A 14168-nucleotide genomic window follows, 5' to 3' on the forward strand; every position below is an offset into this window, starting at 1 on the left:
TAAACTCTCGACGGAAAGGCCGGCTTAGCGCCGGCCTTTTTGTTTGCCGGATAAAAGCAGACAGTCCCTCTGCCCTCTTTCCCGACTTGTTAACCGGGTATCGCGATACTGCCGCCGGCTTTCATCTGGGGTTGGGGCAGGCAATGGCGTTTCGGTCCGGCATCGGCAAATTCAGGCTCAAGGGCTTTGGCTTCCCGAAATGGGGCGTGAGGGGCAGCCTGTTTGCCGCCTTCGCGGTCATCGCCGGCATGGCGATTCTGATCAGCGCCGGCGCCGGCTGGGTGCTGAACCACCTCGGCGAGAGCATGACCAATCTGAGCGGCCGCGACATTCCGCGTCTCGCCGCCAGCCTGCAATTGCAGGCGCAGAGCGCCAGCCTGGCAAGCCAGGGCCCGGCGCTGCTCGCCTCGCGCGATGAGGCGACTCTGAAAGAGCGCGCCGCCAAGGTGAAGGAGACCCAGGCCGGCGTGATGGCGAAGCTCGGCGAGATCGCCAGGCTGGGCGCCGACAAGGAAATCGTCGCCAATCTCACCGAGACGGTGAAGAGCATCGACGACATGATCAACAGCCTCGGCTCGGCGGCGCGCGAACGGCTGGAGGCGGGCGCGCAGCACGAGAAGCAGTATGAGGCGCTGCGCAAGGCGCAGGCGGAATTCGTCGCTGCCTCCGTGCCCGAGATGGTGGATGCCCAGAGCCGGCTCTATGCCGTACTGACCGCCGTCGATCTGTCGGCCGACGATGCCAGCCAGGCCGCGCGCGTGGTCGAGCAGCTCGGCAACGTGATCGCCAGCGGCAACCTGCTGGCGTCCAACATGGCGGCCGCGCTCTCGGCCACCAACAGCGACACGCTGGAAGCGATCGAAAAGGAATTCAAGGACGCGGTCGAGCGCATCAAGTCCAATCTGGAGATGCTGCCGAAAAACGCCGGCGGCAAGACCATGGGCGAGGCGGCGGCGAAGCTCCAGGCGCTCGGCCAGGGCAAGGAGCGCATCTTCAAGATCCGCCAGAAGGAGCTCGACTCCGACGATTACGGCCAGACCATTCTGGAGGAAACCCGCAAGCTCAATGTCGGGCTCGGCATCAGCGTGCAGCAGCTCGTCGACGGCGTGCGCAAGGAAACCGACGCCGCCACCGCGCAGGCGCAGCAGGAAATCTCCTGGGCGACGCTGGTCATGCTGGCGCTGGGCGCGGCGACCCTGATCGGATCGGTGCTGTTCGTCTGGCTCTATGTCGGCGGCAGCATCCTGCGCCGCCTGCGCGCCCTGCAAAGCTCGATGAAGATCCTGTCGAACGGCGATCTGGACTCGGAGATCTACCGTTCCGGCCAGAGCGACGAGATCGCCGAAATGTCGGAAGCATTGCAGGTGTTCCGCGAAAGCATGATCACGGCGCGCGCAATGTCCGCCGAGCAGGACAAGGACCGCATTGCCAAGGCGGAACGCGCCACCCGGATGGAAGAGCGCATCGCCGAATTCGAATCCACCGTCCGCGCCGCGCTGGACAATCTCCAGGCCTCGGCCAATTCGATGCAGGCGACCGCGCAGAGCATGTCGGCGACCGCCGATCAGTCGAGCGCACTGGTGAGCGCGGTGGCCTCCGCCGCGGAAGAGACCTCCGTCAATGTGCAAACCGTGTCGTCCGGCACCGAGGAGCTGTCCTCGTCGATCGCCGAGATCGGACGCCAGGTCGTGACTTCCTCGGAAATCGCCCGCAAGGCGGTCGATGAAGCCGGCGCCACCGACACCACCATGCAGGGCCTCGCCGACAACGCCGCCCGCATCAGCGTCGTGGTCGACCTGATCCAGACCATCGCCTCGCAGACCAACCTGCTGGCGCTCAACGCCACCATCGAGGCGGCGCGCGCGGGCGAAGCCGGCCGCGGCTTTGCGGTGGTGGCTTCCGAAGTGAAGAACCTCGCCAGCCAGACCGCCAAGGCGACCGACGAGATCCGCCAGCAGATCGTCAACATGCAGACGGTGACCAATTCGGCCGTCGGCGCCATCAGGAACATCTCGAACACCATCACCGAGATCAACGAGGTCACCTCCGCGATCGCCGCGGCCGTCGAGGAACAGGGCGCGGCGACCCGCGAGATCGCCCGCAACATCCAGCATGCGGCCGGCGGCACCAGCGAGGTCTCCAGCAACATTATCGGCGTCAGCAACGCCTCGAACGAGGCCGGCACCGCCGCCGGCGAGGTGCTGACCGCCTCGGACGCGCTGCGGCGCGAGGCCGACATGCTGCGCGGGGAAATCGACGCGTTCCTGCAAAATATCCGGGCGGCGTAAGTCACGGGGATCTGCTGTCCCGGACCGGGTCGGCGCCGCCGCCTCGGCCCGGCCGACAAAAATGCGAAAACAACCCCATGCACAGTAGCGGATTACCCCCGGGGTGCGCTGCCCAGCAGCGGGACACGTAGCACCGGTGCCGTGCGGCCAGCGCGGTGAGGCCGAAGTGCTGCGTGCGGGAATCGACGCATTCCTGTCGAATATCGGGGCGGTGTAGACCTACGTCTTCGACACTGAATATCGCTGGATTTCGCCAGCGAGTGTCACATTTCTTCGGCCGCCGACGCATTCCAATTTTGAGCCAGGTCGGCATCACGCTCGCCGGGCTTTTTGCGCCACCACCACTAGCAGCGGCGGCAGCATTCCGAGAAGCACTTCGCAATCTGATGGAGGGCTTCCCTCATAGACAATAGCGAAAGCGGCAGCCGCCACGTAGTGAAGTTACTTTGTGTCGAAGGAGTAGTCGTGCTGACAGAGCGGGAGAAGCAGCTTCTCAGGCGCTTGGCCGAGGGAAAGACAGACAGGCAGATTGCTGTTGAGATGGGCGGCAAGCGGGAGCAGATCGCCGCGCAACGTGAGCGCCTGTTAAGCAAGCTCGGCGTTTCTTCGGAGGATGAAATCAAAGAGGCCGCGAAATCGTTAGCCCGATGGCCATATCGTCAAGCCGGTTCGAAGACCGAATGAATTCTGGCTGCCCGTCAGACTGTGGGATGCCGGAATTGCTCGCCGAAGGTCTGCCCATGAGTGGCAGCCTGGGACTCGACCTCGGTTATCGGGTCGGCAAGGGCTTTATTTCGGAAGGCACTCCACGCTGTAGGCAATGATGATCTGCGCTGGATCGGCCTTGCCGAGGCTCCTCAAGTCCTCCATGCCGCTTTTGAGTTTGGCTCCAGCTTCCTTCAAACTGCCTTCAAGCGCCAACTTGGCGGCCTTGCATCGCTCCTCGTTTGAGAACTCCTGAAACACCACGGTCGGAAGGAGCCTCCACTCCGCCCTGTCGTTGGTGGCGGCCGGGCTGACTGAGTATGAGAAGACATACATCAGGACCCACATCCGTAGGCTCCATGTAGCGCGCCACAACTCCACCGTGGATTTTCCGAACGGCCACGCCCAATTAATTTGCCATCCGGCAGTCACTGGAAACGTTGATTTGCATCAAGCCCGGTACCGAAGAGCATTTCAGACTGGCCCGCCTAAAAATCTCATAGGGAGGAACGCGCCATGCTCCGGTGTATTCTCGCTGCCCTTGCAGCATTTGTTCTGCTCACTGTCACTCTGATCCCCGATGATGCATATGCGCGGCGCGGCGGAGGCGGCGGCTTTCGTGGCGGCGGCGGGTTTCACGGCGGAGCCGCTATGGGCGGTGGTGGCTTCCGTGGGGGTGCCATTCATGCGGGACGGATACACGGAGGACATCGCTTCGCAGGAGGCCCCCGGCCAGTGCACCCGATAGCAGGCCGCCCGATCCGCCCCGGCGGGCCGATTGCGGGCCGCCCCGGTCGTCCTATTGCCGGCTATCCGGGATACGGCGGCGGTTACTATCGACCCGGTTGGGGCTACGGCGCGGCGGCGGCGGCGGGCGCAGCCGCTGCTTACGGTGCCTATAGCTATTACGGCAACAACTGCTACTACGACAACTACGGCCAATATATTTGTCCGCAGCAATATCCGTATCAGTACCAATATCAGTACTGACGGCCTCCGTGTCGAGGGAGGCGGGCTTTTGCGCGCCTCCCTCTCCAGTCGCCTTCTTGGCAGGCCAAGCGGTCAGTTCACTGACGGTTGCGCGAAGTTGTGCGTCGGACCGAATGTGCAACTTCGCGACCAAGGCCTCCGGGATGTCCTTTGGGACAATAGTCGCTGGTCAGGGGTTTCCCCTACCTAAATGTGCCGCGTGCGGCTCTCCGGCTCTGCGCGGTTCGCGCTCCGGCGGGATGGCTATGGCTCAACCCCTTGACGCCGGCCTCTCGTTGGAGCGCCGAGGTCTACGACTGAAAGGACATCGTGCAAGGTCTTGCCCCTCGACATGCGGTTGGAAATCGGCATGCAGGAATTTGAGGGAGATGATCTGGAGCCCGGCCAGCGGGTGCGCCTCACTCCATTAGGAATACAGCGGTGCCCGAGATTTAAGAGCTATACCGGGGTCATCGTGGGTGTAGCAAAACGCGGCAGAGCCTATCGCGTAAAGCTCGACGGACGGTCCAGGCCGACGATGCTCCATGAAAGCTACATTGAACCCGAATAGGCGCACGCGGCGATGGCCGCCCTCGGAACCCTGCTGCTTAGCCCGAGAACAGACCCGCCGCGACCAGCCCAACTGGAAGCAGGCCAAGAACGATTATAGCAATGCGGTAAGCGATCTCACCCATGTCGCTCAGTCTAAGGCGGGAAAACTCGGCAAGAAAGTGCAGTTTGTGCCAAACACAATCAAAGATTGATCACTTCCGCGAGCGACACCATGGGTCACCTCCTTTACCGGCGCTGGTAAAGATACCCTAATCAGGACTTCCCCCTTCACAACCGGTGTCGCGTCTCGAACGCCTGCGGCGCGCCAAGCGCATCGGGCTCGCGCTTGCTCAAGCCGACGTCGAACATTTTGGCGAAGTGGCGCGAGGTTCTGCCGCACGTAAGCCGGATCGCCACGGCGCTCGGAGGCTAGCATCGGCGGGTCCATGCCTTTTTGTCCGCGCGGGCTCCGCTTTTTCGGCTGGCGCTGCGCCGCTTGTGCCGCTAAGCCGATAGTATGCATTCGAAGACCGACAGCATTCAGTCCATCGCGGAGACCCTGCGATACCCCTGGGAAAGCCACCCCGGCCACGATCAGGTCGTCGAGGTGATGCCCGGCGTGCTCTGGGCGCGGCTAAAGCTGCCGTTCCGCCTCAACCATGTGAACATCTACCTGCTCGCCGACGGCGATGGCTGGGCGATGATCGATTCCGGTTTCGGCAACGAGGAGTCGATTGCGGCCTGGACCGCGCTGTTCGAGGGACCGCTGAGGGGCGTGAAGGTCACGCGCCTGATCGTGACCCATTCGCACCCGGACCATGTCGGTCTCGCGGGCTGGATCACCGAGCGCTTCGACTGCCCGCTCTACATGTCGCAGGTGGAATATCTACAATCGGTCTATCACCAGAACCGCGGCACCGAGGAACGGCGCAACGCCCAGCGCCTGTTCTTCCTCCGTCACGGCATGGACGAGAGCCTGACCGACATGCTGCTCGGCCGCGGCCAGGATTATCTCAAGCGCGTCTCCGTGCTGCCGGCGTCCTACCGCCGCATCTCGCATGGCGAGGAGATCGTGATCGGCACGCGCCGCTTCAAGGTGATCACCGGCGGCGGCCACGCGCTCGACCAGGTGATGCTGTATTGCGCGGCGGACAAGCTGTTCCTCTCAGCCGATCAGGTGCTGAGCAAGATCTCGCCCAATGTCAGCGTCTGGGCGGTCGAGCCCGAGCAGAACTCGCTCGGCGAATATCTGTTCTCGCTCGCCAGCCTCACCACCACGCTGCCCTATGACGTGATGGTGCTGCCCGGCCATGGCGTGCCGTTCCACGGGCTGAAGACCCGCATCAAGCAGCTCGCCGACCATCACGAGGAGCGCTGCCGGCTGATCGCGGAAGCCTGCCGGGAGATACCGCAGACATCCAAGGAACTGGTGCCCGTCGTATTCCACAAGCACACCCTCGACCCGCATCAGATGGGTTTTGCCGCGGGCGAGCTGATCGCCCATGTCAATTACATGCTGGTGGAGGGGCGGCTGACGTCCGAGCTGGCGGACGGAGTCTTGCGGTTTCGCACGACGTGATTTCCGGAAAGCGATGGCTGCAAAGGCGGCCTAGCGCGTTGATCCACATCAAGTTTTGTTGTGCGCTTTTGCAGGTCCGCCCCGCGCGGCGGGGCCTGATTTCGGCTCGACATTAAAGCTGGAAAAGCTCTAAAAAGACTCGCCAATCCGGCCAGTTCCGCCTCCGCCTTCAGGTTTTGCGATGGATTACAGCCAATTTTTCCAGAACGCCCTCAATCGCTTGCATGACGAGCGCCGCTATCGCGTGTTTGCCGATCTCGAGCGTATCGCCGGCCGGTTCCCGCATGCGGTCTGGCACTCGCCGCAGGGCAAGCGCAACGTCGTGATCTGGTGCTCCAACGACTATCTCGGCATGGGCCAACACCCGAAGGTGGTCGGCGCCATGGTCGAGACCGCAACGCGCGTCGGCACCGGCGCGGGCGGCACCCGCAACATCGCCGGCACCCATCATCCGCTGGTGCAGCTCGAGGAAGAGCTCGCCGATCTGCACGGCAAGGAAGCTTCGCTGCTGTTCACCTCGGGCTACGTCTCGAACCACACCGGCATCTCGACGATTGCCAAGCTGATCCCGAACGTCCTCATTCTTTCGGATGCGCTCAACCACAATTCGATGATCGAGGGCGTGCGCGAAGCGCGCTGCGATCGCCAGATTTTCCGCCACAACGATGTGGCGCATCTGGAAGAGCTGTTGATCGCGGCCGGCGACCGGCCGAAGCTGATCGTCTGCGAAAGCCTCTATTCCATGGACGGCGACGTCGCACCGCTGGCAAAGATCTGCGACCTCGCCGAGCAATACGGCGCCATGACCTATGTCGATGAAGTGCACGCGGTCGGCATGTACGGCCCGCGCGGCGGCGGCATCGCCGAGCGCGACGGCGTCATGCACCGCATCGACGTGCTGGAGGGCACGCTCGCCAAGGCGTTCGGCTGCCTCGGCGGTTATATCGCGGGCAAGGCCGAAGTCATCGACGCCGTGCGCTCCTATGCGGCGGGCTTCATCTTCACCACCGCGCTGCCTCCGGCGATCTGCTCGGCTGCAACGGCTGCGATCCGTCACCTGAAAACCTCGAACTGGGAACGCGAGCGCCACCAGGAACGCGCGGCGCGCGTCAAGGCGATCCTCAATGCCGAGGGTCTGCCCGTGATGTCGAGCGACACCCATATCGTGCCGCTGTTCGTCGGCAACCCCGAGAAGTGCAAGCAGGCTTCCGACATGCTGCTCGAAGAGCACGGCATCTATATCCAGCCGATCAACTATCCGACGGTCGCCAAGGGAACCGAGCGGCTGCGCATCACGCCCTCGCCCTATCACGAGGACGCCCTGATCGATCATCTGGCCGAAGCGCTGCTCCAGGTCTGGGAGCGCCTCGATCTGCCGCTGAACCGGAAATCGCTGGCGGCCGAATAAACCTTAACGTCGCCGAATTCCCCTAAATCGGGCCGGTAACGCCATGCGTTGCCGGCCCGATCCGTCTATACTCCCTCCTTCGCGATGGCTGCCGCTGCGGCGTCATCGGCCTAAGGGAGATCCTTCGCGATGTTGCACGATTGGGGCGTGATCGCAGCCGCCTTCGGCTACATCGGACTGCTGTTCCTGGTTGCCAGCCATGGCGACCGGCTGTCGCCGGCACAACGCGGCCGCGCCAGCGGGCTGATCTATCCGCTGTCGCTGGCGATCTATTGCACGTCCTGGACGTTCTTCGGCTCGGTCGGTTTTGCCAGCCGCACCAGCGTCGACTTCCTGGCCATCTATGTCGGCCCGATCCTGATGGTCGGACTGTGCACGCCGCTGCTGCGCCGCGTGATCCAGCTCGCCAAGGCCCAGAACATCACCTCGATCGCCGACTTCATCGCCGCGCGCTACGGCAAGAGCCAGGCGGTCGCCGCCACCGTCGCGACCATCGCGATCGTCGGGTCGGTGCCCTATATCGCGCTACAGCTCAAGGCGATGGCTTCCTCGCTGGAGACCATCCTGAGCGAGGACAAGCTGTTTTCCACCATCCCGATCATCGGCGATATCGCGCTGATCGTGATGCTGGCAATGGCGGTGTTCGCGGTGCTGTTCGGCACCAGGCAGGCCGACGCCACCGAGCACCAGCACGGCCTGATGCTGGCCATCGCCACCGAATCCATCGTCAAGCTGTTCGCGTTCCTGGCCGCCGGCCTGTTCGTGACCTTCTGGATGTTCACGCCGCATGAGCTGATCGAGCGCGCGATGAAGACGCCGGAAGCGGTGCGCGCGGTCTCCTATGTGCCGTCGATCGGCAATTTCCTGACCATGACGCTGCTGTCGTTCTGCGCGATCATGCTGCTGCCGCGCCAGTTCCACGTCAGCGTGGTCGAGAACTCGACCGATGCCGAGGTCGGCCGCGCCCGCTGGCTGTTTCCGCTCTATCTGGTCCTGATCAATCTGTTCGTGATCCCGATCGCGATCGCCGGCCTCGTCACCTTCCCGTTCGGCGCCGTCGACGCCGACATGTACGTGCTCGCGCTGCCGATGGAGGCGAATTCCGGCCTGCTCAGCGTCATCGTGTTCGTCGGCGGACTTTCGGCGGCGACCGCGATGGTGATCGTGGAATGCGTCGCACTGTCGATCATGGTCTCCAACGATATCGTGCTGCCGCTGGTGCTGCCGCGCAGCGAGCAGGCGCGCGCCGGCGGCAAGGATTTCAGCGACTTCCTGCTGCGCGTGCGCCGCTTTGCGATCTTCGCCATCATGGTGATGGCCTATTGCTATTACCGTGCGCTCGGCAACACCCAGCTCGCGGCCATCGGCCTCTTGTCATTCGCCGCGATCGCCCAGCTCGCACCGGCCTTCTTCGGCGGCCTGTTCTGGCGCCAGGCCACCGCACAGGGCGCGATGGGCGGCATGCTGGTCGGCGTCGCGGTGTGGATGTACACGCTGTTCGTGCCGAGCTTCCTCGAGAGCTCTACGGCCGGCCTCATGTTCCTACAGCAGGGCCCGTTCGGCATCGTGGCGCTCCGCCCGCAGGCCCTGTTCGGCGCGGACCTGCCGCCGCTGCTGCACGGCGTTCTCTGGAGCCTCTCGCTCAATATCTTCACGTACATCGTGCTGTCGGTGTCGCGCGCTCCGTCCGCGATCGAACGGCTTCAGGCCGATGTGTTCGTGCCGCAGACGCTGGCGCCGATCGCGCCGACGTTCCGGCGCTGGCGCACCACGGTCACGGTGCAGGACATCCAGAGCACGGTCGCGCAATATCTCGGTCCCGAACGGGCGCGACAGGCTTTCGAGACCTTCGCGCTCAGCCATTCCGTCAATCTCGATCCATCGGCGCCCGCCGATTTCGAGCTGTTGCAGCATGCCGAGCATCTGATCGCCTCCTCGATCGGCGCTGCCTCCTCGCGCCTGGTGATGTCGCTGCTGCTGCGCAAGCGCACCGTCTCCGCCAAGGCTGCGCTGAAACTGCTCGACGATGCGCATGCGGCGGCGCATTTCAATCGCGAGATATTGCAGACCGCGCTCAACCATGTGCGGCAGGGCATCGCCGTGTTCGACGCGGATCTGGTGCTGATCTGCTCGAACCGGACATTCGGCGAGATCCTGGCGCTGCCGCCGCACCTGATGCAGCTCGGAATCCCCTTGCAGGAAATCCTGGAGTACATGGGCGCGATCAATCCCGCCGGCGCAGGCAACAGCGATGCCCTGCTGGAGAAGCGGCTGGCCGCCTACACCACCGAGGGCGAGCCTTATCTGGAGCGCCTGGCCGACCGCCACATGGTGATCGAGGTGCGCTCCAACCGGATGCCCGGCGGCGGGCTGGTCATCACCTTCTCCGACGTCACGCCGAGCTTCGAGGCGGCCGAGGCGCTGGAGCGGGCCAACGCCACGCTGGAGAAGCGCGTGCGCGACCGCACCGAAGAACTGACGCGGCTGAACTCCGAACTGGCGCAGGCGAAAAGCACCGCGGAAGACGCCAACAATTCCAAGACGCGCTTCCTGGCCGCCGCCAGCCACGACATCCTACAGCCGCTGAACGCGGCGCGGCTCTATGTCACGAGCCTGGTCGAACGCCAGGACGGTGGCGAGGATTCGCGCCTCGTGGAAAACATCGACGACTCGCTGGAAGCGATCGAGGAAATCCTCGGCGCGCTGCTCGACATCTCGCGGCTGGATGCCGGCGCGATGACGCCATCCATCACCCGCTTCAGGATGGGCGACCTGATGCGTTCGCTCGAGATCGAGTTTGCGCCGATCGCCCGCGCCAAGGGACTGAAGCTGACCTTCGTGCCCTGCTCGCTGCCGGTGGCATCCGACCGCACGCTGCTGCGGCGGCTGCTACAGAACTTCATCTCCAACGCGATCAAGTACACCCCGCGCGGCCGCGTGCTGGTGGGCTGCCGCCGTCACGGCGAAAGCCTGCAGATCGGCGTCTATGACACCGGCGTCGGCATTCCCCAGCAAAAGCGCGGCGAGATCTTCAAGGAATTCCATCGCCTCGAACAGGGCGCCCGGATCGCACGCGGCCTCGGCCTCGGGCTGTCGATCGTCGAGCGTCTGGCGCGCGTGCTCAACCACGGCATCGCGCTCGATGCCACCGCCCGCGGCGGCTCGGTGTTTTCGGTAACGGTGCCGGTCGCAAAAGGCGTCAACTACACCGCGGCCGTCACCGTGGCGACGCCGCTCTCGACCCCGGTGCGCGGCGCGCTGGTTGCCTGCATCGAGAACGACCCGGCGATCCTCGACGGCATGAGAACGCTGCTCACCGCCTGGGACGCCGAGGTGATCGCAGTTACCGATCCCGACGCCGCGATCGAGGCGATCGAGGCCGCCGGCCGGCCGGTGACCGGCCTTCTTGTCGACTATCACCTCGACCGCGGCAACGGCCTTGCCGCCATCCGCGAAATTCGCCGCCGCTTCGGCGACAATTTGCCGGCGATCCTGATCACCGCCGACCGCAGCCCGCAAGTGCGCGCGGCCGCCCGCGAGGAAAACATCGTGGTGCTCAACAAGCCGGTCAAACCGGCTTCGCTGCGCGCCCTGCTCGGGCAGTGGCGGACGCAGCAGATGGTGGCGGCGGAGTAGGCCGACTCCCTCGCCCCGCTCTTGCGGGGAGAGGGTTGGGGTGAGGGGCTGTCTCAACACTGGGACTCGCGGAGAATCCCCCTCACCCGAAATTCGCTTACAGCGAATTTCGACCTCTCCCCGCAAGCGGCAGGGCTATCGCATATGGCCCATTGAGCGTGTGAGCGAGCCCGGCCTTCATGGTTCGAGACGCGCCGCAGGCGGCGCTCCTCACCATGAGGGTTCTAGGATTTTGCCACGAAACAAGACCTCATCCTGAGGAGCCCGCCAAAGGCGGGCGTCTCGAAGGATGGCCACAACGAAGTCGCCTCATCGAGTCCTCGCTCATATGCGATAGCCCTGCCGCAAGCGGGGCGAGGTTAAGAGCGGACGGCTTCGGACTATTACGTCACGCCGTCGGCGTGCCTTGGCGCCACTGGCCGCCGGAAATTTTTGCAGCCGCGATCACCGCCTGCGTGCGGCTCTCGACGCCGAGCTTTTGCAGGATCGCCGAGACGTGCGCCTTGATGGTCGCCTCGGAGACGCCGAGCTCGTAGGCGATCTGCTTGTTAAGCAGTCCCTCCGACAGCATCATCAGCACCCGCACCTGCTGCGGGGTCAGCGTCACCAGCCGGTCACGGAGCCGCGCCATGTCGGGGTCGGCGGCCGCGTTGAGGTCGGTGTCCGGCGGCACCCAGACGTCGCCGTCCATCACCTTCATGATCGCATCGCGCAGCGTCTCCACCCCAAAACGTTTCGGGATGAAGCCGGACGCGCCGAAATCCAGCGAGCGTCTGATAGTGCCGACATCGTCGCTGGCCGATACGACCACGACCGGGATCGCCGGATATTGCGCACGCAGGTAGATCAGGCCGGAGAAGCCGGAGATTCCAGGCATGGTCAGGTCGAGCAGGATCAGGTCGACCTCGGAATCCTGTTCCAGAAGCGTAGTCAATTCGTCGAATGATCCGGCCTCGTCGACCTTTGCCGTATGCAGGACGCTCGCGACCGCCTGCCGCAGCGCGTCTCGAAACAGCGGATGGTCGTCAGCAACGACGAGGCGGGTGTGGGTAGCGGCAGTCATTGATTTCTCTCAAGAAGTCGCTCTGGATGGTTGTCCTCCTACCAGCAATCTGGCGCAAGCGCTCAATTATACCACGCTTCAAAGCAGTTAATGCTGCGCTTGTGCGCCGCAGCATGATTGCGGTCGCTTCTGACGGGGCGACACTCGTGCAACCTTCGCCGTGCAAACGGCCGAAAGTCGTATTGGGACGAGTTTCACGGCGATGTTACCTTGAAATGAAGCCCACAGCTCAATCCGGCCAAGTTCGGCGCGTGGGGCGGCCTTTCATCAATCAATTGGGGAGCGAATTAGATGTCGACTATGACTGCTACATCTACCAAGCAGACGGGGATGACGAAGGACGAACGTTTCGTCATTCTCGCTTCCTCGCTCGGCACCGTCTTCGAATGGTACGACTTCTATCTCTACGGCTCGCTCGCCAGCATCATCGGCGTGCAATTTTTCTCGGACTATCCGCCGGCAACCCGTGACATCTTCGCGCTGCTGGCATTCGCCGCCGGCTTCCTGGTGCGCCCGTTCGGCGCCATCGTGTTCGGACGCGTCGGCGACATCGTCGGCCGCAAATACACCTTCCTCGTCACCATTCTGATCATGGGCCTGTCGACCTTCATCGTCGGCCTGCTGCCCAACGCAGCCACCATCGGTATCGCGGCGCCGATCATCCTGATCGCACTGCGCCTGCTGCAGGGCCTTGCGCTCGGCGGCGAGTATGGCGGCGCGGCGACCTACGTCGCCGAACATGCGCCGATGGGCAAGCGCGGCTACTACACCTCATTCATCCAGACCACCGCGACGCTCGGCCTGTTCCTGTCACTGCTGGTGATCCTGTTCACCCGTACCGCGCTCGGCGAACCTGAATTCGCCAAGTGGGGTTGGCGCATTCCGTTCCTCCTCTCGGTGTTCCTGCTCGGCATCTCGGTCTGGATCCGCTTGCGGTTGAACGAATCGCCCGTGTTCCAGAAGATGAAGGACGAAGGCAAGGCATCGAAGGCCCCGCTGACCGAGGCGTTCGCGAACTGGAGCAACGCCAAGATCGTCATCCTGGCGCTGGTCGGCGGCGTGATGGGTCAGGGCGTTGTCTGGTATACTGGCCAGTTCTACGCGCTGTTCTTCCTGCAATCGATCCTCAAGGTCGACGGTTACACCGCCAACCTCTTGATCGCCTGGTCGCTGCTGCTCGGCACCGCTTTCTTCATCGTGTTCGGCGCTCTCTCGGACAAGATCGGCCGCAAGCCGATCATCCTGTCGGGCTGCCTGATCGCGGCGCTGACCTTCTTCCCGATCTTCCGCATGATCACGACCAACGCCAACCCGGCGCTGGAAAAGGCCATCGAGAGCACCAAGGTCGAGGTCGTCGCCGATCCGAAGGCCTGCGGCGACCTGTTCAACCCGGTCGGCACGCGCGTGTTCACCGCGCCGTGCGACACCGCCCGCGCCTACCTGGCCCAGCAGTCAGTGAAGTATTCGACCACCTATACGGCCGGCTCGCCGGTCAAGGTCGTCGTCAACGGCAAGGATGTGGCCTACACCGACGCCAAGACCTCGAATCCGCAAGTGCTGGCGGCGGTCCAGGCGGCCGGCTATCCGAAGGCGGGCGACGCCGGCATCGTAAAGATGTCGAACCCGTTCGACATCTTCCGTCCGCAGGTCGCGGCCATCATCGGATTGCTCTTCATCCTGGTGATCTACGTCACCATGGTGTACGGGCCGATCGCGGCGATGCTGGTCGAACTGTTCCCGACCCGTATCCGCTACACCTCGATGTCGCTGCCCTACCATATCGGCAACGGCTGGTTCGGCGGCTTGCTGCCCGCGACCGCATTCGCGATCGTCGCCTCGACCGGCGACATCTATGCCGGTCTCTGGTACCCGATCATCTTCGCATCGATCACCGCGGTCGTCGGCTTCTTCTTCCTGCCGGAAACCAAGGACGTCGACATCACGAAGTGAGCCGGCCGCGCCGGGTAC

9 protein-coding genes are annotated in these 14168 nt (G+C 63.8%); 7 read left to right on the plus strand and 2 right to left on the minus strand.

The genetic code is table 11. The annotated features are described in order from the left end of the window. The first annotated feature begins 143 nt into the window (after window positions 1-143). Together JQ628_RS09010 and JQ628_RS09015 are read left to right on the plus strand one after the other, a co-directional pair. Window positions 144-2288, plus strand: a complete 2145-nt coding sequence (locus tag JQ628_RS09010) for a methyl-accepting chemotaxis protein (RefSeq protein WP_212221998.1) — start codon at window positions 144-146, stop codon at window positions 2286-2288. A gap of 465 nt (window positions 2289-2753) precedes the next feature. Then, complete coding sequence (locus tag JQ628_RS09015) at window positions 2754-2972, plus strand: LuxR C-terminal-related transcriptional regulator (protein WP_212222000.1); 219 nt, start codon at window positions 2754-2756, stop codon at window positions 2970-2972. A gap of 105 nt (window positions 2973-3077) precedes the next feature. Here JQ628_RS09015 and JQ628_RS09020 read toward each other — a convergent pair whose 3' ends face one another. Next, a complete protein-coding gene (locus JQ628_RS09020; protein WP_212222002.1) occupies window positions 3078-3341 on the minus strand; it encodes a hypothetical protein in 264 nt (87 codons plus the stop codon). A gap of 387 nt (window positions 3342-3728) precedes the next feature. Here JQ628_RS09020 and JQ628_RS34830 point away from each other — a divergent pair, with 387 nt between their 5' ends. From JQ628_RS34830 to JQ628_RS09040, 4 genes are all read left to right on the plus strand, one after another. After that, window positions 3729-3983, plus strand: coding sequence for a hypothetical protein (locus tag JQ628_RS34830; RefSeq protein ID WP_349628036.1), 255 nt, complete (start codon window positions 3729-3731; stop codon window positions 3981-3983). A 1048-nt stretch (window positions 3984-5031) separates the two neighbouring features. Beyond that, window positions 5032-6093: an MBL fold metallo-hydrolase gene (locus tag JQ628_RS09030; protein ID WP_212222006.1), complete on the plus strand. Its 1062-nt coding sequence runs from the start codon at window positions 5032-5034 to the stop codon at window positions 6091-6093. A gap of 181 nt (window positions 6094-6274) precedes the next feature. Further along, a complete protein-coding gene (gene hemA / locus JQ628_RS09035; protein ID WP_212222008.1) occupies window positions 6275-7501 on the plus strand; it encodes a 5-aminolevulinate synthase in 1227 nt (408 codons plus the stop codon). Between the two features lie 129 nt (window positions 7502-7630). Then, window positions 7631-11137 carry a hybrid sensor histidine kinase/response regulator gene (locus JQ628_RS09040; RefSeq protein WP_212222010.1) on the plus strand — a complete coding sequence of 1169 codons (3507 nt, stop codon included), beginning with the start codon at window positions 7631-7633 and terminating at the stop codon, window positions 11135-11137. Between the two features lie 388 nt (window positions 11138-11525). On the opposite strand, the gene JQ628_RS09045 is transcribed toward JQ628_RS09040, so the two are convergent. Beyond that, window positions 11526-12200 carry a response regulator transcription factor gene (locus tag JQ628_RS09045; protein WP_212222012.1) on the minus strand — a complete coding sequence of 225 codons (675 nt, stop codon included), beginning with the start codon at window positions 12198-12200 and terminating at the stop codon, window positions 11526-11528. Window positions 12201-12530: 330 nt separating this feature from the next. On the opposite strand from JQ628_RS09045, the gene JQ628_RS09050 reads away from it, so the two are divergent. Beyond that, window positions 12531-14150 (plus strand): MFS transporter, encoded by a 1620-nt coding sequence (locus JQ628_RS09050; protein WP_212222014.1) that lies wholly within the window; start codon window positions 12531-12533, stop codon window positions 14148-14150. Window positions 14151-14168: the final 18 nt, after the last annotated feature.

This window comes from Bradyrhizobium lablabi (genome assembly GCF_018129385.1).
GTDB lineage: Bacteria > Pseudomonadota > Alphaproteobacteria > Rhizobiales > Xanthobacteraceae > Bradyrhizobium > Bradyrhizobium lablabi_C.

Bases quoted from the DNA above. Each gene is read 5' to 3' on its own strand.
- JQ628_RS09010 (WP_212221998.1), top strand. From the start codon at position 144: ATGGCGTTTCGGTCCGGCATCGGCAAATTCAGGCTCAAGGGCTTTGGC.
- JQ628_RS09020 (WP_212222002.1), bottom strand. From the start codon at position 3,341: ATGTGGGTCCTGATGTATGTCTTCTCATACTCAGTCAGCCCGGCCGCC.
- JQ628_RS09030 (WP_212222006.1), top strand. From the start codon at position 5,032: ATGCATTCGAAGACCGACAGCATTCAGTCCATCGCGGAGACCCTGCGA.
- hemA (WP_212222008.1), top strand. From the start codon at position 6,275: ATGGATTACAGCCAATTTTTCCAGAACGCCCTCAATCGCTTGCATGAC.
- JQ628_RS09040 (WP_212222010.1), top strand. From the start codon at position 7,631: ATGTTGCACGATTGGGGCGTGATCGCAGCCGCCTTCGGCTACATCGGA.
- JQ628_RS09045 (WP_212222012.1), bottom strand. From the start codon at position 12,200: ATGACTGCCGCTACCCACACCCGCCTCGTCGTTGCTGACGACCATCCG.
- JQ628_RS09050 (WP_212222014.1), top strand. From the start codon at position 12,531: ATGACGAAGGACGAACGTTTCGTCATTCTCGCTTCCTCGCTCGGCACC.